The sequence below is a fragment of the Dysgonomonas sp. GY75 genome, from assembly GCF_015234155.1.
Classification (GTDB): Bacteria; Bacteroidota; Bacteroidia; order Bacteroidales; family Dysgonomonadaceae; genus Dysgonomonas; species Dysgonomonas gadei.
Map to the genome: position 1 here is coordinate 786,232 of NZ_JADCLQ010000036.1, position 26,054 is coordinate 812,285.

A 26,054-nucleotide genomic window follows, 5' to 3' on the forward strand; every position below is an offset into this window, starting at 1 on the left:
GTTAGCTTTGGCTATCGCATAAGTGGCTTTACAGCGAACAGTCATCAGTTAACAACTTGTATCTCGTGTCTTGTCTACGCGTATCTCATACAACTTTCAACTTAAAACTTACTACTTGTTAAAAAGTAACAAAGGTAACGCATTTTTAGCTATTAGCTGATAGCTGTTAGCCGATAGCTTATCTACAAAACCTGACAAACCTGACGACTTTTTACACAATTTTTATTGTCACTTTTTCTTCTAAAAACTCCGTGCTACTCCGTTTACTCTGTGGTTAAAAATAAAAGGTAACAAAGGTTACACTATTTCATTCATTTGCTAATCTGCTAATTTACAAATCTGCTGATTCATTTTTTCAAAGAGCTACAAGCTATCAGCTAAAGGCTAAAAGCTTATACATATAGATAAAGTTTTCAAATTCTCTAAACTCTACAAGAATAATGATAACTTATTACTCATATAAGCCTTATGAGTTCACCTATTAGTTTGATAAATCTGTTTACTGCATATAGTTTAATTAATGCCTTTTGTTAACTTTGTAGCGATTTTGAGAAATTCAATAAAATATGGCAAAAGAACTAAAAGAACTGACACCAAGAAGTAAGGATTACAGTCAGTGGTACCTCGATTTGGTAATGAAAGCAGATTTGGCGGAGAATTCCGCAGTGCGCGGATGCATGGTAATAAAACCATACGGTTACGCTATTTGGGAAAAAATGCAGCGTCAGCTTGACGATATGTTTAAAGAAACAGGGCATGTGAATGCTTATTTCCCGCTTTTTATTCCCAAATCATTTCTTAGTAAAGAGGCCGACCACGTGGAAGGTTTTGCGAAAGAGTGTGCTGTAGTGACTCATTACCGTCTGAAGAACGATCCGGACGGGAAGGGTGTAATAGTAGACCCTGAAGCAAAACTGGAAGAGGAACTGATTGTACGCCCTACATCCGAAACTATTATATGGAATACTTACCGCAACTGGATACAGTCTTATCGTGATTTGCCTATTCTGGTAAATCAGTGGGCAAATGTTGTCCGTTGGGAGATGCGCACGCGTCTGTTTCTCCGTACAGCTGAGTTTCTTTGGCAGGAAGGGCATACCGCTCATGCAACCAGAGAAGAAGCTGAAGCGGAAACTATACAGATGCTGAATGTGTATGCACAATTTGCCGAAGAATACATGGCTATGCCTGTTATTAAAGGGGTAAAATCTGCGTCCGAACGCTTTGCGGGAGCTATCGACACATATACTATCGAAGCTATGATGCAGGATGGTAAAGCCTTGCAATCGGGTACATCACACTTCTTAGGCCAGAATTTCGCCAAAGCTTTCGATGTGAGGTTTGCGGATAAAGAAGGCAAAATGGAACATGTATGGGCGACTTCGTGGGGAGTTTCTACCCGTCTGATAGGTGCACTGATAATGGCACATTCGGATGATAACGGTCTGGTACTACCTCCAAAGCTGGCTCCGTTTCAGGTTGTAATTGTTCCTATCTATAAAGGAGATGAGCAATTAGCTCTTATCAATGAAAAAGTGGATGGTCTTGTAAAATCGCTGAAAGCATTAGGTATCAGTGTTAAATATGACAATGCCGATAATAAGAAACCGGGGTGGAAATTTTCGGAGTATGAACTGAAGGGTGTGCCTGTACGCCTGGCAATGGGTGCGCGCGATATGGAAAACAATACCGTAGAAGTTGCCCGCCGTGATACATTGACAAAGGAGACTGTATCGTGCGACGGCCTTGATATATACATTAAAAATTTGCTGGACGAAATTCAGGCGAATATTTACAAGAAGGCCTTTGACCTTAGGGCTGCACAGACAATCACTGTCGATTCTTACGATGAATTCAAAGAAAAGATAGAAGAAGGCGTCTTTATTCTTGCTCATTGGGATGGAACAGCCGAAACAGAAGAAAAGGTAAAAGCTGAAACAAAGGCGACAATCCGCTGTATTCCACTCGAAGGGGATAAGACTCCTGGCAAGTGTATGGTGACAGGTAAGCCATCGGCTCAGCGGGTGGTATTTGCACGCGCATATTAAGCAATTATATAATTTATTCAGGCCTTTGAGATTCTGATAGTAGAATTTCAAAGGCTTTTGTTTTATTTATTTTCATGAAGTACTCAATCAGACATTAAGCGATGCGGATTGAGTTCCCTCTTTTAAAAGATTTCCTTATTTTTTCCGAAAACATGTAACGTTTTATTTTTATATGCGTCATATATAATAGAAAGCGCTTCTATAGAATTCAGTAAAAGGAAATTTTAAACCAAAAAGAGTGTGATCATGAAAACAATATTCTTATACATTATATTAGCTGTGTTGTTCTCTGTAACAAATCTATATGCAGGCGAACCGGAACCTAAAATATTTACAAATGTAGAGCCTACCGAATGGGGTACATTGAAAGAATATACTTATTTTGATAACAGCGGCCTGCAAGCTGTTAAGAAGGAAGTTTGCAGTTACGATAAATCAGATAAGCTATTCAACAAGACAATTTACAGGTGGGATAGTGATTCCGGATGGATAAATGTCCAGCAATATACTTATGAATACAATGATAATGGGCTGGTGGCAAAAATAGTACGTGCCGACTGGAACAAAAAATCAAAGAATTGGTCAGCTAATGTCAAAGAATTCATTCATACCTATAACTCCGCAGGCGAATTAGTTGCCATAAAATGATAATAAAGAGAAGTCACAACCTTTGGTAGTTATGGTAACATGCTACCAAAGGTTTTTGATTTTTCCGGTGATTCTCTATTCATTATATATTTTTTGCCCCGATAATATGCATAACATAGTACTATTTAGAATATTCTACTGTGCATAATAAATTACAATTGATTATCAGATATTTAAATATTGTTAAATGAATTATTTTTTTGAAATAATCTGTAACTTTTATTATATCGATTGCGTCATATTAATAGAAAACGATTAGAAATCGAAAAGAAATAAATAACAATAACTATAAAAAATACAATCATGAAAGCAATTATTTTAACCTCAGTCCTTACAGCTTTTTTGTCAGTAACAAGCCTCTATGCAGGCGAACCTAAAACAAAAGTTTACAGCAACGAAGAAACCTCTGCTACAGGAGTAATAAAAGAGCTTATCTCGTACGATACAGAATTGGGTTGCCCAATAGACAAGGCTATATATCATTATAATCCGGACGGACTTCTTCAGAAAAAGACTCTCTATAAATGGGATAGAAATGCCGGATGGATAGGTAGCCAGAAATATGACTATGAATGTAATGGAGACGGAAAGATTATAAATCTCATCTATACAGAGTGGAACGATAAATTGAATACCTGGTCTTGCCGTTCGGAACAGCTGGTTCATATATACGATACTGAAGGCGAGCTTCTTGCAACGAAGCAGATACATATAAACAACGACAGCACCTATCTTATGTCCCAGAAATAAAAAATATACACTCTTTCTTTATATATAGAAGCTCTGCTCTCCGGATGAATGACGGGGGCAGGGCTTTTCCCTTTCTGTTGTCCGAAAAAATATGTAATTTTAGAGATTATATCAATGTTATAACTGATGACTGACACAACGAATATAGGACTAGTACTGGAAGGCGGTGGTATGCGCGGGGTTTTTACTTGTGGTGTGCTCGACTATTTTATGGATAATGATATTACGTTCCCATATGCGATCGGGGTATCTGCGGGTGCATGCAACGGACTGTCTTACATGTCAAAACAGCGGGGGCGTGCCAAATACAGCAATATCGACTTGCTGGCCAAATATAAATATATAGGATTCAAGCATTATATCAAGAAGCGCAATATCATGGATTTTGACTTATTATTCCATGAGTTCCCCGATAATATTATTCCCTACGATTATGAAACCTATTTCGCTTCTCCTGCCCGTTTCGAAATGGTGACATCCAACTGCCTCACGGGAAAAGCGGAATATTACGAAGAAAAAAGCAATAAGGAACGTGTTATAGACATTGTTAAGGCCTCGAGCAGCCTGCCTATATTATGCCCTATCACCTATGTAGACGATATCCCGATGCTCGATGGCGGTATCTGCGATTCCGTACCGGTTGTCCGGGCAATGGAACAGGGATACAGCAAAAACGTAGTGGTACTTACCCGAAACAAAGGCTATCGCAAGGAAGGTAAGGATATAAAAGTACCATCTTTCATATATCGGAAATATCCGGCTATGCGTGAAGCATTAAGTAACCGGAACAGCTTATATAATGCCCAGCTCGAATTGGTTGATAAACTGGAAGAAGAGGGGCGAATATTCGTCATCCGTCCGAAAGAACCCATATTGGTAGACCGTATCGAAAAAGATGTGGATAAACTGACTTCTTTATATGAGCAGGGATATGAATGTGCAAAGGACATCTACACGATGAATATTTAAATAAAAAATACACTTACCTTATTGTTTTTTTTAACATATATCTACAAATAGCATTGTTACTTGTAACCCCTTTTGTGTAAAAGAATACTTAATGTATTTAATACAATATGACTGACATTCTTATTGTATGGAATACGATATTTAAATACCAGTATTACAATTATTTACAATAATATTTTATTTTAAAATACTTTGAAATGAAAATATTATTCGTACTTTCGTGTATCACATTCTATGATTAAGATACCATGAAAGCAAATTTTATCCATACATATGTATCAGTAGACTGTGTTGTCTTTGGCTTTGAAGACGATCAGCTAAATATTCTCCTTGTTCAGCGCGGTGCTGATAAAAAAGGAGTGAAGGATCTGAAATTACCCGGAAGCCTTATATATAATGAAGAAGATGTAGACGATGCCGCTCACAGGGTTCTCTTCGAATTGACCGGGATCAAACGCATGTCATTAAAACAGTTCCGCTGTTTCGCCTCACCCGATCGTACAAAGAATCCGGACGATGTAAAATGGCTGGATGTAGCCTATCAGCCCAATATAAACAGGCTGATAACCGTTGCTTATCTCTCCCTTTGCAAGGTGGATAGGAAACTCAACAATATATCGAAGTATAAGCTGACAGAGTGGTGCCCTATCAACAAACTGCCACAAATGCCGTTCGACCACAATCAGATTGTAAAGGAATCCCTCACCGAGATACGCCAATGGATAGAATTTGATCCCGCAATTGTTTTCGAATTACTTCCTCAGAAATTTACAATAAGCCAGTTACATAAACTGTATGAGGCTATCTACAATAAAGCGATCGATATACGCAACTTTCACAAAAAAGTAGCCGCGATGCCTTATGTTGTGGCATTGGAGGAGAGACAGAAAGATGTTTCACATCGTGCTGCCCGCTTCTATAAGTTCGACAAGAAAGAATATAATAAAAGGAAAACTAGTATATGACAGTTAACAGTCAACAGTTAGCAGTTAACAAGGAGTGATTCATTAATTCATAATTTATAACTTATAATAGAAAAGCATGTATTTATTAGGTTACGACATAGGCAGTTCGTCTGTAAAAGCCTGTTTGGTGAAAGCCGATACAGGCAAGATTGTTGCTTCAGACTTCTTCCCGAAAGAAGAAATGAAAATCACAGCCGTAAAATCAGGCTGGGCGGAACAAGACCCTGCCGACTGGTGGAAAAGCCTCAAACTGGCTCATCAATCGGTAATGCAAAAAGCAGGAGCCAAAGGTGAAGATATTCAGGCTATAGGTATTACCTGGCAGATGCATGGATTGGTATTGGTAGATAAGGATAAGAATGTGCTGCGCCCTTCCATTATCTGGTGCGATAGCCGTGCCGTGCCATATGGTGAAAAGGCTTTTAAAGCGATTGGTGAAGAAAAATGTCTTTCTCATCTGCTCAATTCCCCGGGTAACTTCACAGCATCTAAACTGGCATGGGTAAAAGAAAACGAACCACAAGTATTTGAGAAAATAGATAAACTGATGCTGCCCGGCGACTATATCGGCATGAAACTTACAGGAGATATTGTGGTAACTATCGAGGGTATGTCGGAAGGTATTTTCTGGGATTTCAAGACAAATGCATTGTCGGAAGATGTACTCAACTATTATGGAATACCAAAAAGCTTTTTCCCTGAGATAAAACCGATATTCGGCGTACAAGGCAATGTGTCGGCTGAGGCAGCAAAGGAACTGGGACTGAAGGAAGGTACTCCTGTGTCTTACCGCGCAGGCGACCAACCTAACAATGCCCTGTCTCTGAACGTATTCGAACCGGGAGAAATTGCATCTACGGCTGGTACCTCGGGAGTTGTATATGGTGTATTGGATCAGCTCAATTACGATAAACTGTCTCGTGTAAATACATTTGCACATGTGAATTATACTACCGACCTGACCCGTCTTGGTGTTTTGTTGTGCATCAATGGAACAGGTATCCTCAATTCGTGGCTCAAACGCAATCTGGCATTGGACGGACTTTCGTATGCAGATATGAACGATCTGGCTGCTCAATCGCCAATAGGAGCAAAAGGATTAAGTATAATTCCGTTTGGTAACGGAGCCGAGCGTGTTCTTGAAAATCAAGATGTGAACTGTTCCATCCACGGTATCAATTTCAATATACATGACAAAAAGGATGTACTCCGAGCAGCTCAGGAGGGTATCGTATTCTCATACGAATACGGAATGGAGATAATGCGCGAAATGGGAATGAATATCCACACTATTAAAGCCGGATATGCCAATATGTTCCTTAGTCCGGTTTTTGCTCAAACACTGGCCAGCGTAAGCGGTGCTACAATAGAATTATATAATACAGATGGTGCTGCCGGAGCCGCAAAAGGCGCGGGCATCGGTATCGGTCTGTATGCATCGAATAAAGAAGCTTTCGCTTCGCTTGAGAAACTATCGGTTGTGAAACCGGATACGGCAAACAAAGCACAATACAGAGAAGCCTATGAACGATGGAAGAATCTAGTAACCAAATAATATTATTCAGTTAACCAATTAGAAACGAAAATTATGAAAAAAGTATTGTGTATAATTGGACTTGTCAGTTTAGTTTGTTCGTGCTCTGAATCCCCTCAGGTAAAATGGGTAAGTACAACACCCGATTCCTGTTTTGTAGAAAACCCTTCGATAGCCATGGCAGAGGCAACTGCTGAAGTTGATGTAACAATATTGACGGATAAACCTCTGCAAACCGTAGATGGTTTTGGCGGGTGTTTCAATGAACTGGGATGGACTACTCTGTCAGCATTGAACGATGCAGACCGTGACGCGGTTATAAAAGACCTGTTCAGCGAAGACGGGATGAATTTCACCCTGAACCGTATGCCTATTGGTGCGAATGACTTCTCCCGGGACTGGTATTCGTACAATGAAACGGATAAGGATTTTGAAATGAAAAACTTTTCTATCGACAACGACAAGGAAACACTGATACCTTTCATAAAAGCTGCTCAAAAAATAAACCCCGATGTGAAAATATGGGCCTCACCCTGGTGTCCGCCTTCGTGGATGAAGTATAATAAGCATTATGCATGTAAGCCAAATCCGAAAGTGAACGACCTGAAAGGAAGCCCTACTCAGGATCTGGAAGGAACGAATATGTTTATTCAGGAACCTGAATACTTCAAGGCTTATGCCCTATATTTCAGGAAATTTATAGAGGCTTATAAGAATGAAGGTATAAGCATCGGAATGATCGCCCCTCAGAATGAATTTAATTCATGCCAGATATTTCCGTCATGCACGTGGACAGCCGCAGGGCTTAGCACATTTATAGGCGATTATCTGGGGCCACAGATGAAAGAAATGGGAGTAGATGTAATGTTTGGCACTATGGAAAGAGGAAATGCTTTACTGGTCGATACCATCATGCAGAATAAAAGCGGAGAATATATTTCCCAAATCGGCTTCCAGTGGGCCGGAAAAGAATCCATTGCCAAGATACACGAAACATATCCCGATATGAAGCTGATGCAGACCGAAAGCGAGTGTGGTGACGGAAAGAATTCATGGGATCAATGTTTCTATATCTGGAACCTGATGAAGCATTACTTCAATAATGGTATATCTGCTTATATGTACTGGAATATTTCATTGGATAAAGACCCTGCGAACAATCGTTGGCAATGGCCGCAAAATTCATTGATATCAGTAGATCAAGAGAATAAGACTTACAAATATAACCCTGAATACTATCTGATGAAACAGTTCAGCCATTTTGTAAAACCAGGGGCAAAGCGACTTTCTACCGAAGGTAGTTATGATAACATGCTTGCATTCCTCAATCCAGACAATTCGGTGGTAGTGATAGCTGCGAATGAGGGCGCTGCAAATCAGATTTTAAAGATTAAGGTGAATGACCAGATGATGACCGTGGATTTGAAAATGAAGTCGATCAATACATTCCTGGTAGAAGCGAAAAAGTAAATTATTATAAACTAACTAATCATTTTAAATAACAAATTTAATTATGGAAATTTTAAAAGGTACAAAAGAATTTTTTCCGGGAATCGGAAAAATCAAATTTGAAGGAAAAGAAAGCAAAAACCCGTTAGCTTATCGTTTCTACGATGAAAACAAAGTGGTAATGGGTAAAAGCATGAAAGACTGGATGCGTTTTGCTATGGCTTACTGGCATACATTGTGTGCTAACGGCGGCGATCCGTTCGGCGGAGCAACTATCCACCATCCTTGGAATATAGGTAATGATGCTATCAGCAATGCCAAATATAAAATGGATGCAGCTTTCGAGTTCATGACTAAGATGGGAATACCATACTATTGCTTCCACGATGTAGACCTGGTAGATGCAGGCAATTCATGGACTGAGTATGAAAAGAATCTGCAAACCATCGTCGATTTTGCGAAAGAAAAGCAAGCAGCATCAGGTATTAAGCTCCTGTGGGGTACAGCTAATGTATTCAGCCACGAGCGTTATATGAATGGTGCTTCTACAAACCCTGACTTTGATGTTGTTGCATGCGCAGCTACTCAGGTAAAGAACGCAATCGACGCTACTATCGCTTTGGGTGGCTCCAACTATGTATTCTGGGGCGGTCGCGAAGGTTATATGAGCTTGTTGAATACAGATATGAAACGTGAAAAAGATCACCTTGCACGCTTCCTGTCAATGTCTCGTGACTATGCTCGCAAACAAGGCTTTACAGGTACATTCCTGATTGAGCCTAAGCCGATGGAACCTACTAAACATCAGTACGATTATGATACTGAAACTGTTATCGGATTCCTTCGCAACTATGGTTTGGATAAAGATTTCAAAGTAAATATCGAGGTTAACCATGCTACACTGGCAGGCCATACATTCGAACACGAATTGCAGGCTGCTGTTGATGCTGGGCTTCTGGGTAGTATCGATGCCAATCGTGGCGACTATCAGAATGGATGGGATACAGACCAGTTCCCTATCGACCTGTACGATCTGGCTCAGGCTTGGTTGGTATTGCTTCCGGCAGGAGGTCTTGGTAATGGCGGTGTAAACTTCGATGCTAAGATCCGTCGTAATTCAACAGACAGAGACGATTTGTTCATCGCTCACATTTCGGGTATGGATGTATTTGCACGTGGCCTCTTGATCGCTGCTGATATACTTGAAAAATCTGACTATAAGAAACTTCGTCAGACTCGTTATGCTTCTTTCGACAATGGAGATGGTAAAGCATTCGAAGATGGTAAACTGACTCTTGAAGACTTACGCACAATTGCACACAAAGTTGGCGAACCGAAACAAATAAGCGGTAAGCAGGAACTTTATGAAGCTATTGTAAACATGTATATTTAAAATACAGATACAAGTAAACGAGATACAAGTAAACAAAAGAGACTTGTATCTCGTATCTTGTCAACTTGTTAACTAACAAAGAACCAATGAATAACGAAGTAAGTAAATCATATACCATAAAACTCACGCTCATTGCTACCCTCGGAGGGCTGCTGTTCGGATACGATACGGCAGTTATATCGGGTACAGTGGAGTCGTTGAGGCATTTTTTTATAGACCCGATGGGCTTGCCTCTCAACGAAGCAAATGCGATGGAGGGTTTTGTAATAAGCAGCGCACTGATAGGATGTATCTTCGGTGCAGCAATGGCTGGCTGGGTAAGTCAGACATTCGGTCGCAGAAAAGCATTGTTTGCTGCGGCTATCCTGTTTTTATTGGCAGCTATCGGTTCGGCATGGCCCGAAATCGGATATCATATGCCGAGCGATGGTGACCATTCTTTTGTATATCATTTTGTAGCATATCGCATACTTGGAGGAATAGGTGTAGGTATAGCATCGATGGTGTCACCTATGTACATCGCCGAGATTGCCCCACCTGATAAACGTGGTAGTCTGGTAGGTCTTAACCAGTTTGCTATCATCTTTGGTATGCTTGTCGTATATTTTGTCAACTACTTCATTGCTAAACAGGGCGATACGGAGTGGTTACATACTACAGGCTGGAGATATATGTTTGCCTCGCTGGCAATTCCGTCAGTAATCTTCTTTGTATTATTATTTGCAGCTCCGGAAACTCCGAGATGGCTGGTAATGAAAGGACGAATAAAACAAGCCGAAAGTATTCTGACAAAACTGGTTGGCAGTGCAATGGCTAAAACAGAAATAGAAGACATTAAGCATAGTTTCGATAAAGAAGAGACAGTATCTCTTAAACCATATTACAGGTTTATGATGACATGGCTGATATTGTTCGTTGTGGGTATCATTTCCCTTTCACTTGCAAGCGTTTCAAGCGCATTGGAGATATCGATGATTGTGAGTTTCCTTATAGCACTATACGTCCCTATCAAGTCATACGGCTTCCTTATTATTATGACAGGCGTTTTACTATCTGCATTCCAGCAGTTTGTAGGTATCAATGTGGTTCTATATTACGCTCCTGAAATATTCAAGAGCATGGGCTCGGGTACAGACTCGGCGTTGTTACAAACCATCATTGTCGGTATTATCAATCTGTCTTTTACCGTACTGGCGATTCTGACAGTAGATAAATTCGGACGTAAGCCGTTGCTGATCACAGGCGCTTTAGTGATGGCCGCATCTATGCTGGGCTTGGGAACATCCTTCTCTCAGGGACTTCCGGGTGGACTTAAACTTGTGTTTATGCTTACTTATACAGCCGGATTCGCCATGTCGTGGGGGCCTGTTTGCTGGGTAATGCTGGCAGAAATATTTCCTAACTCGGTGCGTTCCAGTGTGATGTCTATTGCCGTAGCTGCACAATGGGTATCGAATTTCCTCATTTCGTGGACATTCCCTATCATGGACAAGAACGATACATTGGTAGGTATGTTCAATCACGGATTCTCATACTGGGTTTATGGTGCACTGGCTATCCTTGCAGCATTGTTCGTATGGAAGCGTTTGCCTGAAACCAAGGGGAAGACTTTGGAGGATATGGAGAAACTGTGGAAGAAGTAAGGATATAAGATTTAATCTTTTTAGTCAATAAAAAAGCAGAAGAAACCCAAACGTATTCTTCTGCTTTTTCTTTTATGTATTATCGTACCCGGTTAAATATTGTCGATTGGCTTATACTTAGGAACCAATGATTTCATTATTACCCAACCTATAAGATAAGCAATAGCACAAACACAGAAAATAATAAAGTAACCTGCCGGTTTTCCTTCAAATCCCATAAATGTCATTTGAGTTTCATCTGCATATACAAACAAATTACCTGCCGATTTCTGCAATATCATAGAACCGATACCTCCGGCCATGCCTCCAATACCTGTAATAGATGCAATCGCTCCTTTAGGGAACATATCGCCTACCGTAGAGAAGATGTTGGCCGACCAAGACTGATGCGCAGCACCTCCGATACCGATCATTATCACAGGCAGCCAAGGAGAAATTGTACCTAACGGTTGCGCGAATAAGACTACCAGCGGAAAGAATGCGAATATTAACATCGCCCTCATACGTGCTGCATACGGGTTCATACCCGTTTTATTCATGATGATAGTCGGCAATTTTCCACCGAAAATGGATAACATGGTAATTGCATATAATGTGAAAATTAATGCAATACCGAGTCCTTCCGAAGTTTTGATACCAAATTGTGTGTTCAGGTAAGATGGAGTCCAGAAGAGGAAGAACCACCACACACCATCGGTCATGAATTTACCAATAGCGAAAGACCATGTCTGTTTATAAGAAAAACATTTCCAGAAAGGAATCTTTTTTTCTTCAGTCTCTTTTCCGCTATCCATAGTCCCATCTTCATGCTTGTCTTGTTCTATATATTCAAGTTCCGCACTATTCACATGCTTGCTTTTCGCCGGAGCATCATATAGGAATACCCAGAATCCCATCCATACAAAACCGAGGGCACCAATAACAATAAAGGCCATTTCCCATCCCCAGAATTTAGCTAATACAGGTATACTCAAAGGTGCAATTAAAGCTCCTATTGAGGCTCCGGCATTAAATATTGAAGTGGCATAAGCACGGTCTTTCTTAGGGAAATATTCTGCTGTAACCTTGATTGCAGCCGGAAAGTTTCCTGCTTCTCCTAATGCCAGTACACAACGGGCAAAGAGGAAAGCATACATACTGATGGTAGCGATCACAACTGCTACATCTCCTGTTGCAGCAGCCAGTTCAGCGGCACTGTGCATTCCTACATAGGCTTCGGTAAATACGCCGCAGACAGCATGAAGACAAGCCCCTACCGACCATATCCCGATAGCCCAAAGGAATCCTTTTTTACTGCCCATCCAGTCAACGAAACGCCCTGCAAATAGCATACAGGCAGCATATACAATGGAGAATACTGCTGTGATAGTACCATAGTGAGATTCATCCCAATGGAACTCCGGTTTAATAAATTCATCCCAGGTGAGTGACAATACCTGCCTGTCGAGGTAGTTAACCGTCGTGGCGAAGAAAAGCATTGCACAGATCGTCCACCTGTAATTTGTCATTTTTTGTTTGTTCATGGAATCGTTTTAAGAGTTATATTATTTCCTGATTTTAGCTATTATAGCCAGAGCTTCTTTACACATTTCCGTTATCTTACCCCAATCCTTTGCTGCAATTACATCTTTAGGAAACAGGTTAGAACCCATACCTACGGCAGTAACGCCTGCACTGAACCATTTGGTCAGATTTTCTTCCGTAGGCGTAACACCTCCGGTAACCATGACGTTAGACCATGGCATAGGCGCTTTCAATCCTTTTACAAAACCCGGCCCTACAACATCTCCAGGGAATACTTTTACAACTTCCGCTCCCAATTCCTGGGCATAACCTACCTCCGATACAGATCCACAGCCCGGTATATAGGCTACCTGACGGCGGTTACATACCTTAAAGATATCCGGATTGAGCAACGGACCTACCACAAAGTTTGCCCCAAGCTGTAAAAACAAAGAAGCGGTACCTGCATCAACAATTGAGCCGATACCGAGTATCATTTCCGGACATTCTTTTGCTGCCCATTTATTTAGTTCGCCGAATATCTCGTGTGCAAAATCTCCACGGTTAGTGAACTCGAAAGCCCGTACTCCACCTTCATAACAAGCTTTCAGTACTTGCTTGGATGTTTCGAGGTCGCTATGGTAAAATACCGGTACCATCCCGGTCTCTGCCATTACCTGGCAGGCTTTTATTCTAGAGAAACGCATATAAGTGAAAAATTAAAAGTGAAAAGTGAAAAATGGAAGAAATCCTCATTTCTCACTTAATTTATTTTTTACAGTTTTAATAGATGATATCAAAATATAAATCAGTTCGGAACAATCAGAAGCTAAACTTTCGTATTCAGATACTGATATATAATTAGTATCCTTTAAAAGACAAATCCAATAGTCAGTTTCATTCGCTTCTTTAAGAGCAATACTTAATTTATGCACAAAGTCAGATTTGCTTTGTGCAAATTCAGCTTCTCTTATTAAAGCTCCGATTGCTGTACCACTACGCAAAACCTGTTTTGATAATACATACTCAGATTTTTCTTTTCGTAAAAACTGAACAAGATTGACTATCCTGACAGCAAAAGCATAACTTTTTACTACAAGTATCGATTTTTCTTTTCTTATTATATTTTCGTTATTATCCATCTTTAAAAAATTGAAGTGAAAAGCAAAAAACTATTGATACATATTTTTAGTTTTTCACTTTTCACTTTTCGTTTTTTACGGTTGCTTGCCAATATAAGCCAATATACCTCCGTCCACATACAATACATGTCCGTTTACGAAGTCCGAAGCATGTGATGCAAGGAATACAGCCGGGCCTTCCAGGTCTTCGGGTGTTCCCCAGCGTGCAGCAGGAGTTTTAGCTATGATAAATGAATCGAACGGATGGCGTGAACCGTCAGCCTGTTTCTCACGTAGAGGAGCAGTCTGAGGTGTTGCGATATAACCCGGTCCGATACCATTGCACTGAATGTTATATTCTCCGTATTCGGATGCGATATTGCGTGTAAGCATCTTCAGTCCGCCTTTGGCAGCAGCGTAAGCCGATACCGTTTCGCGACCAAGTTCGCTCATCATAGAGCATATATTGATAATCTTGCCATGACCTTTTTTGATCATACCCGGTATAACTGCTTTTGCAACGATAAACGGAGCATTGAGATCCACATCTATTACCTGACGGAATTCAGCAGCGCTCATTTCTATCATCGGGATACGTTTGATGATACCCGCATTATTTACGAGGATATCGATAACACCCACTTCTTTTTCTATCTGTGCAACCATTGCATTTACCTGATCTTCGCTAGTTACATCACACACATAACCTTTGGCATTGATTCCTGCTTCTTTGTATGAAGCCAGGCCTTTATCAACAAATTCTTGTTTCAGGTCATTGAAAACGATAGTTGCGCCTGCCTTTGCCAATGCAGAAGCAATAGCAAAGCCGATACCGTAAGATGCTCCGGTAACTAAAGCTATTTTTCCGTTTAATGAGAATTGATTTTGCATATTTTTATTAATTTGAAAATTCGATGATTAGAAAATTAGCAAATGAAAAATGAGTTGATTAATCAATTTCCGAATCTGCTAATTTTCAAATTTGCTAATTGGTATTATCTCGATACCCTTCCCGAACCGTCACCCTTCATCAGGTTCTCTACTTCCGGAACAGTAACGAGGTTGAAATCTCCATATACAGTATGTTTCAGACAAGAAGCAGCTACTGCAAATTCCAGTGCTTTCTGATCGTCATTCGGATAAGAGATAAGCCCGTAGATAAGCCCGCCCATAAACGAGTCGCCACCACCCACACGGTCTACTATATGTGTGATATCGTAACGTTTCGATTGATATAGCTTATCTGAATACAGGCATCCTCCCCATGTATTATGGTTTGCATTGATAGAACCGCGAAGTGTGATAATCACTTTCTTTGCGCGAGGGAAGCGTTTCATCATTTGTGTACATACCGACTCAAACTCAGCAGCATCCACTTCTCCGCCTGTATGAGCCACATCGAAGCCTTCCGGTTTGATACCGAATACTTTTTCAGCATCCTCTTCGTTACCCAAAATCACATCACAGCCTTCTACAAGGGCAGGCATAACTTCCGATACGGATTTGCCATACTTCCACAAGTTCTTACGATAGTTGAGGTCTGTGGAAACAGTTACTCCCATTTCGTTCGCTACCTTGATTGCTTCCAGACATGCGTCTGCCGCACCCTGCGATATAGCCGGAGTGATACCTGTCCAGTGAAACCATTGCGCATCTTTGAATACTTCTTTCCAGTCTACCATTCCCGGTTTGATGTCGGCAATAGCTGAATTGGCTCTGTCATAAACTACTTTCGATGCACGTGCAACAGCTCCCGTTTCGAGGAAATAGATACCGACACGGTCACCGCCACGGATGATATTATTTACACCAACATTGTATTTACGAAGGTCGGAAATACACCATTCCGCGATGTCGTTTTTAGGCAGACGGGTTACAAAATCGGTAGGAATCCCGTAATTAGACAATGATACGGCAACATTAGCCTCACCTCCACCGAATGTGGCGTTCAAATTATTAGATTGTATAAATCTCTGATATCCGGGAGTTGCAAGACGCAACATGATTTCCCCGAATGTTACTACTTTCTTCATAGTGTGTTTTGACATTAATCTATTTATATGTTACAACTAGCGGATTATTCAACCCTTCTGAAAATTCTTTCACATAGTTTTCGAAATCGGCAACTGTCGCAAACCCGAACTTAGACCATCCGTAGCCACTGTAATAAGTTACCGGGATATTCGGTTGCTGGGTAGTTATCGCCAGTACATGTGAATATGTGTCTTTTTTCTTTGTTTTAGGATTGTCAACGGTGTATGTGTCTACAATTGACTTATCTATTCCCTGAGGAAAAACCATCGCCAGATATACATTGTCTACCATGTCGCTCTTTGGTTCGGCATACACGACATATTTATCCGAAGAGATAATAGAGTCGTTTTTCTCTCTCTTTACTATTCCGGCTGCCACCTGCATAGGCTCTTTTATAGTATAAGCCTGCACAATCTTAGACAATTGGGAACCTGCATCGATTGAGATAGTCCGGTTTTCAGCTACAGACTTTCCATCTACATCCAGATTTTTGTATGTCAGTTTGAAGGTTGTACGAAGGGGACCATTATCCAATAATTCTTCCGAAGCAAAATTTTCGTTCAGCCATAACTTGTCATTCACATACGGAGCCATTGCTCCTGCGCCCAGTGTGCGGCCTACTTTGTAGTCATCCTGCCCTTCGCCGTGGTCTTCGTGGTACGATGCTTCTCCAGCAAGGTCGGCTTTATACCATTTGTCGATAATTAGGTTGTTTGTACGCTTGTACCACGCATCGATACCGTTGCTCGGGCCGTCTATTTCTATCAGAGCAGGGCCGTAGATACGGAATGCCACACGGTCATTTTCCCATGCAAAGTCATCTTTACGTTCAGTGATAAAGCGACCGTATGTTTTTGCTTCATAAGCCTGATTTATATCGGTAGTGATAACAAAAATTTTCGATTCTTTGGCTTTCAGTTCCGGCTGGAAAATAAGCTTTCTGTCGTATGTTACCTGAGACGGGATGATTTCACCGGCGTTGTTTTTTACTACATAAACAGCACTATCGGTCAATGTTACTTTAGCTTTGATGCTGTCTAACGGGATTTCGACCATATCGGCTACACGGTCAAAGTCGCTTGTATTTTCTACTGTTATATTCATTTCCTTGTTTGAGGAACAAGAGAAAAGAAATATAACGGAAAGAAAGAAACTAAATATTTTTTTCATATTATTTATTTTTTGATGATATATGGCTTAACGCAGTTTATCAGCAGTGAAGGTGTCCATATCGTCATAATCGAGATTTTCGCCGCACATAGCCCAGATAAATGTATAGTTGCTCGTTCCCGCGGCCGAGTGGATAGACCATGACGGGGAAATAACAGCCTGCTCGTTACCCATAAAGATATGGCGTGTTTCCTGAGGCTGTCCCATAAAGTGGCATACAGCCTGCTGTGCAGGTACTTTGAAATAGAAGTATGCTTCCATACGGCGCGAGTGTGTATGAGGAGGCATGGTGTTCCATACGCTTCCTTCCTTGATTTCGGTCATACCCATCTGCAACTGGCAGCAAGGTACGATTTCGCTTAATATGATTTGGTTCAGCAAACGCTCGTTAGATGTGGCAGGTACACCGAGATCCCTTGTACGGCGCATAGCAGATGTGATCTGAGCCGTGGGATATTCTTTATGTGCCGGAGAAGAAGCGAAGTAATATTTTGCAGGTTTGGCTGCGTCATTACTTTTGAAGGTAACTTCTTTAGAGCCACGGCCTACATATACAGCATCCTTGAATGCCATGCTGTAATCTTTTCCGTCTACTGTAACTACTCCTTCGCCTTCGATACAGATGATACCCAGTTCGCGGCGTTCACAGAAATATTCCGAACGGATAAGGTCTACCGTTTCCAGTTTCAGAGCCTCTTTTACAGGCAGGGCACCGCCGATAATCAGACGGTCGTTGTGTGTATAAGTCATTAATACACTGTCGGCTTCAAATAATTTTTCTACTAAAAACTCTTTACGCAATTGTGTGGTGTCGTAATTTTTTACATCGTTGGGGTGCGTGCCCCAGCGTTCTTCAATTACTGTTTTCATTTCTTTATCCTTTATGTTTGGTTATTGATATATTTTAAAACTTAAAAAATTCCTTAGCGTTGTAATATGATACGTTTTCGACCAGTTTACCCAGAAAATCCAATTCGGATGAAGGGAGCAGACCTTGTTCCACATCCCTTCCTATCAGATTACACAGTATGCGGCGGAAATATTCGTGGCGAGGATATGACAGGAAGCTGCGCGAGTCGGTCAGCATACCTACAAAGCGACTCAATAAGCCCAAGTTAGACAATGAGTTCATCTGCGCTTCCATCCCTGTTTTCTGGTCGAGGAACCACCATCCCGAACCGAATTGTATCTTTCCGGCAACCGAACCATCCTGGAAGTTTCCTATCATGGTTGCAATCAGGTCATTGTCGCGCGGGTTCAGGTTGTAAATAATCGTTTTGGCTAGTTTATTATCTGTATCCAGCCTGTTGAGGAATTTCGACATAGCTTTTGCTATTGTGAAGTCTCCGATAGAATCAAAACCTGTATCCGGGCCTAATTTTTTAAACAGACGGGTATTATTGTTGCGGATAGCGCCATAGTGAAACTGCTGTGTCCAGCCTTTCTCCCAGTCCATGATAGCCCCTTCGACAAGCATAGCCGATTTGAATTTGATGATTTCTTCATGTGTAAGCTCTTTCCCTCCATACACTTTATTGAAAATAGCATCTATTTCCACCTGTGTATAATCTTCTGCATAGAATTCTTCGATACCGTGGTCTGATAGTTTACAGCCTACACTTGCAAAAAAGTCGTGACGTTTGCGCAGTGCAGTAATCAGATCACTGAAGTTGCTGATAGCTACGCCCGACACTTCCGATAATTTCTCCACATACCCCCTGAATGAATCGGGTATCTCAACGGCCATAGCCTTATCGGGACGCCATGTAGGAAGCACCTTAATAGAGAATCCCTCATTCTTTAAAGCCAGATGATATTGAAGCGAATCGATAGGGTCGTCTGTTGTACAAACAGCTTCCACGTTGTAATGCTTCATCAGCCCGCGAGCCGAGAATTGAGGAGTGCGCAGTTTGGCAGTACATTCGTCAAAAATTTCTTTAGCTGTTTCGGGTTTTAATATTTTTGTTACACCGAATGCCGTTTTCAGTTCCAGATGTGTCCAGTGGTAGAGCGGGTTACGCATTGTATAAGGCACTGTTTCCGCCCATTTCTCAAACTTTTCCCAATCGGTGGTATCTTTTCCTGTGCAATAGCGTTCATCCACACCGTTGGTACGCATTGCACGCCATTTGTAGTGGTCGCCGCCCAGCCATATTTCACCCAGATTGTCGAACTGATAATCTTCTGCTATCAGTTTAGGGTCGAGGTGACAATGATAGTCTATAATAGGCAGATGTTTTGCATGCTGATGATACAGGTATTCTGCCGTTTCGTTTTGCAATACGAAGTTATCGTCTAAAAACTGTTTCATAATTTTAAGCTTTTAGCCTTTAGCTTTTAGCTATTAGCTGTTAATCAGAAATCTGGTCTGCTAACGGCTAATAGCTGACAGCTGTCAGCTATATTATATATAATGTTTTTGCTATACCCAATTCCAGTCCCCTGAGTTCGGCTAATCCCCTGAGACGGCCGATGCATGAGTAACCCGGATTCGTTTTTTTGTTCAGGTCGTCGATCATCTGGTGTCCGTGGTCGGGACGAAAAGGAATGGAAATGTTGCGTTTTTGCTGCACTTCCAGAAATCCTTTCATCACGCTGTACATATCCACATCGCCTTCCAGATGGTTTGCTTCGTAAAAATTACCTTCCCTGTCGCGCTGAGTGGAGCGCAGGTGAACGAAATTTATCCTGTCGCCAAGACGTTTTATCATGTTCGGCATGTCATTATCAGCTCTTACACCGAATGAGCCTGTGCAGAAGCATAGCCCGTTCGATTTGTTTGGCACGGCCTCTACCAGTTTATTGAAATCCGATTCAGTGCTTAATATACGTGGAAGACCGAGAATCGGATAGGGCGGATCGTCGGGGTGAATAGCAAGAACGGCATCCACTTCATCGGCTACAGGTGCGATCTGACTAACAAAGTATATCAGGTTTTTCCTTAATGTCTCTGCATCTATACCGTTATATCTGTCGAGTTGAGCCTGAAATTCCTGAAGTGTAAAACTCTCTTCCGCACCGGGCAGTCCTGCTATCATATTGCGTACCAAAAGGTCTTTTTCTTCCTGAGACATGCTTTCGTAGCGGGCTTTCGCTTTAGCGATATCTCCGGCTGAATATTCTTTTTCCGCACCCGGGCGTTTCAGTATGAATAACTCGAAGGCCATAAACGCAGCACGCTCGAAACGCAGGGCCTTAGACCCGTCGGGCAGGGTATAAGCCAAATCGGTACGTGTCCAGTCCAGTACCGGCATAAAGTTGTATGTGATGATCTTCACTCCGCACTTTGCCAGATTACGGACGCTTTCCTTGTAATTTTCGATATATTCTTTGTAGTTTCCTTCCTGTGTTTTGATATGTTCGTGTACAGGAATACTTTCTACCACAGACCAGGTCAGTCCGGCCTTTTCAATAATGTCTTTGCGTTTTTGTATTTCTTCTACAGTCCATATTTCACCATTTTTGATGTGGTGCAGGGCTGTGACTATTCCGGTTGCTCCGGCCTGTCTTATATCTGCTAATGATACAGGGTCGTTTGGCCCGTACCAGCGCCATGTTTGTTCGCTTAGTATCATAAATTCTTTAGTTTCAAGATTTAAAAATTTCAGGATTTCAAGATTAAATTGAGAATGTGTTGAATCCCCCGTCTACTACAAGTATAGAACCGTTTACAAAACTGGAAGCATCGCTTACCAGATAATGTATAGCTCCCAGAAGTTCTTCCGATTCACCAAAGCGGCGGAATGGCGTGTGTGCGATAACCGATTTTGCACGGTCGGTATACGAACCATCGGGATTGAGCATCAGGTTCCTGTTTTGCTCTGTGATAAAGAAACCCGGGGCCAAAGCGTTTACACGGAAGCCTTCACCGAATTTCGTAGACAATTCCCCTGCCATGTATTCTGTAAAATTGGCCACAGCCGATTTTGCCACACCGTAACCCATAACACGGGTCAGCGGGCGGAAAGATGACATGGATGCTATATTTATTATATTCCCTTTCCCATTGTCTACCATTGCTTTTGCAAATACAAGGGTAGGGATAACCGTACCGAAGAGGTTGAGATCGATTACGTCTTTGAATGCATCTACCTTAACATCGAATATTGTTTTATCCGGCGGGATAGTTGCTCCCGGCATGTTTCCTCCGGCAGCATTTATAAGTACATCGATTTTACCGTATGCTTTAAGTATCTCCTCCCTGTTTTGTACCAGATTTTCTTCGTTCATGGCATCTGATACAAGAAACATTGCTTCGTCTCCTTTGGCTTTAATCTTAGCGGCCAAGGCCTCACCTTTTTCTTTCGAACGTCCGAGTATAACTACTTTAGCTCCTTCCGATGCCAGATATTCTGCCATTTGCGAACCTAAAATACCATATCCTCCTGTGATGAGGACTACTTTTCCGTCGATGTTGAACAAGCTGTTTTTCATTTTTAGTTACGAGTTACAAGTTATGGATTACAAGTTTTCAGGCTTCAAGTTTACCCATTACTTATTGTTATTTTTAATTTTTAGTTTTTCACGTTACATTTAGATTCCTATAATTTATAGTTGTTATAATAATCTACATTTTCCTTTATGAGTATGTCTATAGGCATAAAGTTGGTTTTCTCCGGTTCTTGTTTAAACAGAAAATAATTTGCCAGTGCCTTGATAGCGTCATATCCCTGCAATTCGGGGCGTTGAGAAAGGATAAATGAAATCTGTCCGTTTTTGAGTGCCCTTATGTTACGTTCTATGGCATCATGGCCCACCAACCGGACTCTTTCGCGTAAAGCCGGTTTAGCTTTTTCCAGAAGGGCGATTAGTTCGTATATCCGCGAGTTTAATACTATGCCGCCTACCAGAGTATCGCTTTGAGAAAGGATATCCTCGAGTTTTTCCAGTCCGGCAGGATGGTTGTCCGGATCTATTTCCACATGATGTATTTTACCTTTATAATCAGATTGGGAAAGGCATTTCATAAAACCTTGTTCGCGAGTCTTCATCTGCACGGATATTTCCTTGTATTTGAATCTTACATGTGCGATAAAAATATCGGCATCGAGACCAATTTCCTTCAGGAGTAGTTTTGCGGCTATATTTCCGCTACCTAAGGAATCACCGCCAAAGTATGCGAGGTCTTTTTGTTTTTGAATGTCCGAATCAATGTATATATATGGAATGTCTTTTTCGTCGAGTTCTTTAGACAGGTTTACAACCAGTTCACCGAAAAGGGTGGCCAGCAGTACGCCATCAAAATCTTTTTCTTTAAACTTGTCCGCTGCTTTGAGAAAAGAAAAACGGTCGTACTGGTTGAAATGGAAATATTCGACACTTATATTGAATTTCCTCATCTCATCTCCTGCACGATTTATACCGTCACAAACAAGCTCCCAATAATCGCCTTCCGAATAGGTGGGCGCGATAACGGCGAACTTATAACTGCGTTTCGACGCAAGAAAACGTGCTACCAGATTAGGCTCGTAATTGATTTCTTTCAGAATAGCTTCTACTTTGATGCGTTTTTCTTCCGACACTCGTCCCCTATTATGCAGAACACGGTCTACAGTGCCTGTTGAGACTCCTGCAAGTTTAGCGATATCTACAATTCGTATATTACTATTATCTTTTTTCATTTTTTGCAGAAAAAATTTAATTGTGTGCGCACACACATTTCTACAAAAGTAATTATTTTTATTAACTACACAATGCGTGTGCGCACACATATTTTTGAGAAAATATTTTAAAACACTAATATTTAATATATTACAATCTTTACTAAAAGATGAATATGTTGTAGGGCATATTTTAACGTCCGCATATCTAATAATACAGCAGTATGCTTCTTAATTTTACTTTTTGTTATATTGTGTGCCAAAATATCGCGTCCCGAAGAGATTTACCTCCCGCAAAAGGGATAAAAGTAAGTATATACACTATCATGGCGATATAAAGCTCAAGAAAAACCTGACCAAATTCAATCAAATAACACGTAAAAAAGAGTGCTACTTTCTTTATATTACTTTATCTATATGTATAAGCTTTTAGCCGTTAGCTGATAGCTTGTAGTTCTTTGAAATATTGATGGCCCCTCCAACCTCCCCAAAAAGGAAGCAACAGAGAAAGTAAAAAGCTAATTAGCTCCGTTGACCGTTGTTTCTTAATTTTTCATTCTTAATTATTAATTGTTTTCCGTGTTACCTATGTTATCTTTTAACTATTTATGGTTAACGAATGTAAAAACTATAAGATAAAAATAGTGAAAAACTGTCAGATGTGTCAGGTTTTAACGAAATATAGTTAATAAGTGTAAATAAGGTAATGAGCTATGAAATTCACTTCAGTATAACCAAGCGCAACATTGTTAACTGATGACTGCTAACTGTTCACTGAAACAAGTGTTACCTTTGTTACTTTTTAACAAGTAGTAAGTTTTAAGTACTAAGTTGAAAGTTATATGAGATACGAGTAGGCAAGACACGAGATACAAGTTGTTAACTGATGACTGTTCTCTGTAAAGCCACTTATGCGATAGCCAAAGCTAACGGCTAATAGCTATCAGCTAAAAGCAGAAATATCTGTTACTTTTGTTACTTTTTTAAACCTTGACATCTGCGGGTGAGAATACTATTACCAGATGACAGCTTACTGTCCACTGAAAATGTTACCTTTGTTTAAGAGCTGCTACAAGTAAAGGAGATGTAAGTTATTTTCTGCTTACTGTGAAAAGTGTTACCTTTTACTATTTTAGGGGAAATATAAGGCACAAAGTTCTTAATTTAAACACCCTTAAAAAAAACGATATTATTATAAACTTAATTCATAACCATTAAAGACACACAGAAAATGAAAAAGAAGACCGGATTAATAAGTATCATGCTTGTATTGATTACTTTATCTTCGTGCAAAACCGAAGTGAAAGAACCAACGGCTTATGGGGCATTACCTACCGAACAACAGATAAAATGGCAAGAGCTGGAATATTATATGTTTATCCACTTGGGACCTAATACCTTTACTGATGTAGAATGGGGAGATGGGAAAGAAGATCCTAAAATATTTAATCCTACCGACCTAAATACAGACCAATGGGCTGCTACAGCTAAAGCGGCAGGAATGAAGGCAATCATAATAACAGCCAAACACCATGACGGTTTTTGCTTGTGGCCAAGCGAATACAGTACGCATACTGTGCGTGAAAGCAAATGGAAAGACGGAAAAGGAGACATATTAAAGGATTTGGCCGAATCGTGCGAAAAATACGGATTACTTTTAGGTGTTTATCTTTCTCCATGGGATCAGAACCATCCGGCTTACAATACACCTGAGTACAACCAGATATTTGCAAATACCCTCAACGAAGTACACTCCAATTATGGTGATATATTCGAACAATGGTTTGATGGAGCAAATGATGGAACATCCAGACAGGTATATGATTGGGACTTGTTCCACAAGACAGTTTTCGAAAAGCATCCGCATGCCATAATATTCAGTGATGTGGGCCCCGGATGCCGCTGGGTAGGAAATGAAAGAGGATATGCCGGTGAAACAAACTGGTCGATGATAAATGCAGAGGGATACACTCCCGGAGCAAATGCTCCGGATATAAAAACACTGAACGAAGGATTACCTGATGGTAAAGAATGGATCCCAGCCGAAGTAGATGTATCTATCCGCCCCGGATGGTTCTACAGCGCGGCTACAGACGACAAGGTAAAATCTGTATCTCACCTGATGGATATATATTACTCATCGGTAGGAAGAAACGGCAACCTGCTCCTTAATGTTCCACCTGACAGAAGAGGGCAAATACATCCAAACGATTCGATCCGCCTCATGGAATTTAAAGAAGCGAGAGAGAAGGCTCTTCAAACAAATCTTGCTAAAGACGTGAAAGCCACAGTAAGTAATACCCGTGGAAATTCGGATAAATATTCGGCCTCCAACCTGTTCGATGGAGACAAAAGTACATATTGGGCTACTGATGATGGTATAAAAACAGCCTCGATAGAAGTTGACTTCGGAAAAACAGTTATGTTTAATAGAATATTACTGCAAGAACATATTGTCCTCGGGCAAAGAATAGCTGAATTTGACGTAAAATACTGGAACGATAAAGAGCAAATATGGAGTGATTTAGCCAGTGCCACAACAATAGGATATAAAAGAATCTTATGCACACCTCAGGTTTCGACTTCAAAGATAAAGATTGACATTACCAAATCTCTGGCCGAACCATTACTTAATAATCTTGAGGTGTATAACGCTCCTGAAATCGTCTCATCTATAACCGAAGGAGAAAGACAAATTAATAGAAAAGATGTAAAATCTGTCATCAAGCCATCGAAGGACATCATTACTACAAAGAAAAAAGACGGGACAATTCTTTATACAGAAAAGAAGGAAAAGCCCATTATTATCGAAATGGATAGAGAGAGCTTAATCCGAGGATTTAAGTTTACTCCGGATATATCCGGAGAAAAAGGTACAATTCAAAGGTATAATTGTTACTATAGTTTTAACGGGATGGAATGGAAAACTGTTATTTCCAACGGTATATTTAATAATATTAAGAACAATCCGATGACGCAGGAAGTTTCGTTTCCAACAGCTGTTCGCGCAAAATTTATAAAAATAGAACCTATAGTATTAACTGAAAGTAATGACAATGAATATACTTACTGTACAATTGATATTATCCTCTAGTTTGGAGTTTAAAAAAAATTCAGAGTGTAATTTTATGCTGTACAGTAGAGCAAATATTATATGTTATAGGAAACAATCCGGCTTATAAGAATCCAAGAGCCGGATTGTTCCTTCAACAAACAAATAAGCTTAA

Annotated in this window: 21 protein-coding genes; 10 read left to right on the forward strand and 11 right to left on the reverse strand. The window is 40.7% G+C overall.

The genetic code is table 11. From position 1 onward, the window contains the following. Window positions 1–566: 566 nt before the first annotated feature. From proS to xylE, 9 genes are all read left to right on the forward strand, one after another. Entirely contained in the window at window positions 567–2,048 is a 1,482-nt protein-coding gene (proS, locus tag IR083_RS15240; RefSeq protein WP_194224968.1) for a proline--tRNA ligase, read from the forward strand. A gap of 240 nt (window positions 2,049–2,288) precedes the next feature. After that, the gene (locus tag IR083_RS15245) at window positions 2,289–2,696 is read left to right on the forward strand and encodes a DUF3836 domain-containing protein (protein ID WP_260397876.1); all 408 of its coding nucleotides are present in this window, start codon (window positions 2,289–2,291) and stop codon (window positions 2,694–2,696) included. A gap of 303 nt (window positions 2,697–2,999) precedes the next feature. Continuing rightward, the gene (locus tag IR083_RS15250; protein WP_006801269.1) at window positions 3,000–3,446 is read left to right on the forward strand and encodes a DUF3836 domain-containing protein; all 447 of its coding nucleotides are present in this window, start codon (window positions 3,000–3,002) and stop codon (window positions 3,444–3,446) included. A gap of 126 nt (window positions 3,447–3,572) precedes the next feature. Next, window positions 3,573–4,415: a patatin family protein gene (locus IR083_RS15255; protein ID WP_194224969.1), complete on the forward strand. Its 843-nt coding sequence runs from the start codon at window positions 3,573–3,575 to the stop codon at window positions 4,413–4,415. Window positions 4,416–4,663: 248 nt separating this feature from the next. Beyond that, window positions 4,664–5,380: an NUDIX hydrolase gene (locus IR083_RS15260; protein WP_006801271.1), complete on the forward strand. Its 717-nt coding sequence runs from the start codon at window positions 4,664–4,666 to the stop codon at window positions 5,378–5,380. 76 nt (window positions 5,381–5,456) lie between these two features. Then, window positions 5,457–6,935 carry a xylulokinase gene (locus IR083_RS15265; protein ID WP_194224970.1) on the forward strand — a complete coding sequence of 493 codons (1,479 nt, stop codon included), beginning with the start codon at window positions 5,457–5,459 and terminating at the stop codon, window positions 6,933–6,935. 33 nt (window positions 6,936–6,968) lie between these two features. Next, window positions 6,969–8,384 carry a glycoside hydrolase family 30 protein gene (locus IR083_RS15270; RefSeq protein WP_194224971.1) on the forward strand — a complete coding sequence of 472 codons (1,416 nt, stop codon included), beginning with the start codon at window positions 6,969–6,971 and terminating at the stop codon, window positions 8,382–8,384. Between the two features lie 43 nt (window positions 8,385–8,427). After that, a complete protein-coding gene (gene xylA / locus IR083_RS15275; protein ID WP_006801274.1) occupies window positions 8,428–9,756 on the forward strand; it encodes a xylose isomerase in 1,329 nt (442 codons plus the stop codon). An 86-nt stretch (window positions 9,757–9,842) separates the two neighbouring features. Continuing rightward, the gene (gene xylE, locus IR083_RS15280; protein ID WP_006801275.1) at window positions 9,843–11,399 is read left to right on the forward strand and encodes a D-xylose transporter XylE; all 1,557 of its coding nucleotides are present in this window, start codon (window positions 9,843–9,845) and stop codon (window positions 11,397–11,399) included. A gap of 92 nt (window positions 11,400–11,491) precedes the next feature. Here the strand turns inward: xylE and IR083_RS15285 are convergent, their stop codons facing one another. The 11 genes from IR083_RS15285 to IR083_RS15335 form a co-directional block, all read right to left on the reverse strand. After that, window positions 11,492–12,922, reverse strand: a complete 1,431-nt coding sequence (locus IR083_RS15285; protein WP_006801276.1) for an MFS transporter — start codon at window positions 12,920–12,922, stop codon at window positions 11,492–11,494. 21 nt (window positions 12,923–12,943) lie between these two features. After that, window positions 12,944–13,609: a bifunctional 4-hydroxy-2-oxoglutarate aldolase/2-dehydro-3-deoxy-phosphogluconate aldolase gene (locus IR083_RS15290; protein WP_006801277.1), complete on the reverse strand. Its 666-nt coding sequence runs from the start codon at window positions 13,607–13,609 to the stop codon at window positions 12,944–12,946. A 45-nt stretch (window positions 13,610–13,654) separates the two neighbouring features. Continuing rightward, on the reverse strand, window positions 13,655–14,044 hold the full coding sequence (locus tag IR083_RS15295) for a four helix bundle protein (RefSeq protein ID WP_006801278.1): 390 nt from the start codon (window positions 14,042–14,044) through the stop codon (window positions 13,655–13,657). A 75-nt stretch (window positions 14,045–14,119) separates the two neighbouring features. Beyond that, window positions 14,120–14,914, reverse strand: coding sequence for a gluconate 5-dehydrogenase (locus IR083_RS15300; RefSeq protein WP_194224972.1), 795 nt, complete (start codon window positions 14,912–14,914; stop codon window positions 14,120–14,122). Window positions 14,915–15,018: 104 nt separating this feature from the next. Beyond that, window positions 15,019–16,056: a sugar kinase gene (locus tag IR083_RS15305; protein ID WP_194224973.1), complete on the reverse strand. Its 1,038-nt coding sequence runs from the start codon at window positions 16,054–16,056 to the stop codon at window positions 15,019–15,021. 19 nt (window positions 16,057–16,075) lie between these two features. Further along, window positions 16,076–17,227 carry a DUF4861 domain-containing protein gene (locus IR083_RS15310; protein WP_194224974.1) on the reverse strand — a complete coding sequence of 384 codons (1,152 nt, stop codon included), beginning with the start codon at window positions 17,225–17,227 and terminating at the stop codon, window positions 16,076–16,078. A 27-nt stretch (window positions 17,228–17,254) separates the two neighbouring features. After that, on the reverse strand, window positions 17,255–18,097 hold the full coding sequence (kduI, locus tag IR083_RS15315; RefSeq protein WP_194224975.1) for a 5-dehydro-4-deoxy-D-glucuronate isomerase: 843 nt from the start codon (window positions 18,095–18,097) through the stop codon (window positions 17,255–17,257). Between the two features lie 34 nt (window positions 18,098–18,131). Beyond that, window positions 18,132–19,538 carry a glucuronate isomerase gene (uxaC, locus tag IR083_RS15320; RefSeq protein ID WP_194224976.1) on the reverse strand — a complete coding sequence of 469 codons (1,407 nt, stop codon included), beginning with the start codon at window positions 19,536–19,538 and terminating at the stop codon, window positions 18,132–18,134. 88 nt (window positions 19,539–19,626) lie between these two features. Beyond that, window positions 19,627–20,802 (reverse strand): mannonate dehydratase, encoded by a 1,176-nt coding sequence (gene uxuA / locus IR083_RS15325; protein ID WP_194224977.1) that lies wholly within the window; start codon window positions 20,800–20,802, stop codon window positions 19,627–19,629. 43 nt (window positions 20,803–20,845) lie between these two features. Continuing rightward, window positions 20,846–21,661, reverse strand: a complete 816-nt coding sequence (locus IR083_RS15330; protein ID WP_006801285.1) for an SDR family oxidoreductase — start codon at window positions 21,659–21,661, stop codon at window positions 20,846–20,848. Between the two features lie 107 nt (window positions 21,662–21,768). Beyond that, window positions 21,769–22,848 (reverse strand): substrate-binding domain-containing protein, encoded by a 1,080-nt coding sequence (locus IR083_RS15335; protein WP_242052429.1) that lies wholly within the window; start codon window positions 22,846–22,848, stop codon window positions 21,769–21,771. A 1,210-nt stretch (window positions 22,849–24,058) separates the two neighbouring features. On the opposite strand from IR083_RS15335, the gene IR083_RS15340 reads away from it, so the two are divergent. Further along, window positions 24,059–25,921 carry an alpha-L-fucosidase gene (locus IR083_RS15340; RefSeq protein ID WP_194224979.1) on the forward strand — a complete coding sequence of 621 codons (1,863 nt, stop codon included), beginning with the start codon at window positions 24,059–24,061 and terminating at the stop codon, window positions 25,919–25,921. Window positions 25,922–26,054: the final 133 nt, after the last annotated feature.

Excerpts from the sequence above, each read along its gene's own strand:
- proS (WP_194224968.1), top strand. The coding sequence starts at position 567 with ATGGCAAAAGAACTAAAAGAACTGACACCAAGAAGTAAGGATTACAGT.
- IR083_RS15250 (WP_006801269.1), top strand. The coding sequence starts at position 3,000 with ATGAAAGCAATTATTTTAACCTCAGTCCTTACAGCTTTTTTGTCAGTA.
- IR083_RS15255 (WP_194224969.1), top strand. The coding sequence starts at position 3,573 with ATGACTGACACAACGAATATAGGACTAGTACTGGAAGGCGGTGGTATG.
- IR083_RS15260 (WP_006801271.1), top strand. The coding sequence starts at position 4,664 with ATGAAAGCAAATTTTATCCATACATATGTATCAGTAGACTGTGTTGTC.
- IR083_RS15265 (WP_194224970.1), top strand. The coding sequence starts at position 5,457 with ATGTATTTATTAGGTTACGACATAGGCAGTTCGTCTGTAAAAGCCTGT.
- IR083_RS15270 (WP_194224971.1), top strand. The coding sequence starts at position 6,969 with ATGAAAAAAGTATTGTGTATAATTGGACTTGTCAGTTTAGTTTGTTCG.
- xylA (WP_006801274.1), top strand. The coding sequence starts at position 8,428 with ATGGAAATTTTAAAAGGTACAAAAGAATTTTTTCCGGGAATCGGAAAA.
- xylE (WP_006801275.1), top strand. The coding sequence starts at position 9,843 with ATGAATAACGAAGTAAGTAAATCATATACCATAAAACTCACGCTCATT.
- IR083_RS15285 (WP_006801276.1), bottom strand. The coding sequence starts at position 12,922 with ATGAACAAACAAAAAATGACAAATTACAGGTGGACGATCTGTGCAATG.
- IR083_RS15290 (WP_006801277.1), bottom strand. The coding sequence starts at position 13,609 with ATGCGTTTCTCTAGAATAAAAGCCTGCCAGGTAATGGCAGAGACCGGG.
- IR083_RS15295 (WP_006801278.1), bottom strand. The coding sequence starts at position 14,044 with ATGGATAATAACGAAAATATAATAAGAAAAGAAAAATCGATACTTGTA.
- IR083_RS15300 (WP_194224972.1), bottom strand. The coding sequence starts at position 14,914 with ATGCAAAATCAATTCTCATTAAACGGAAAAATAGCTTTAGTTACCGGA.
- IR083_RS15305 (WP_194224973.1), bottom strand. The coding sequence starts at position 16,056 with ATGAAGAAAGTAGTAACATTCGGGGAAATCATGTTGCGTCTTGCAACT.
- IR083_RS15310 (WP_194224974.1), bottom strand. The coding sequence starts at position 17,227 with ATGAAAAAAATATTTAGTTTCTTTCTTTCCGTTATATTTCTTTTCTCT.
- kduI (WP_194224975.1), bottom strand. The coding sequence starts at position 18,097 with ATGAAAACAGTAATTGAAGAACGCTGGGGCACGCACCCCAACGATGTA.
- uxaC (WP_194224976.1), bottom strand. The coding sequence starts at position 19,538 with ATGAAACAGTTTTTAGACGATAACTTCGTATTGCAAAACGAAACGGCA.
- uxuA (WP_194224977.1), bottom strand. The coding sequence starts at position 20,802 with ATGATACTAAGCGAACAAACATGGCGCTGGTACGGGCCAAACGACCCT.
- IR083_RS15330 (WP_006801285.1), bottom strand. The coding sequence starts at position 21,661 with ATGAAAAACAGCTTGTTCAACATCGACGGAAAAGTAGTCCTCATCACA.
- IR083_RS15335 (WP_242052429.1), bottom strand. The coding sequence starts at position 22,848 with ATGAAAAAAGATAATAGTAATATACGAATTGTAGATATCGCTAAACTT.
- IR083_RS15340 (WP_194224979.1), top strand. The coding sequence starts at position 24,059 with ATGAAAAAGAAGACCGGATTAATAAGTATCATGCTTGTATTGATTACT.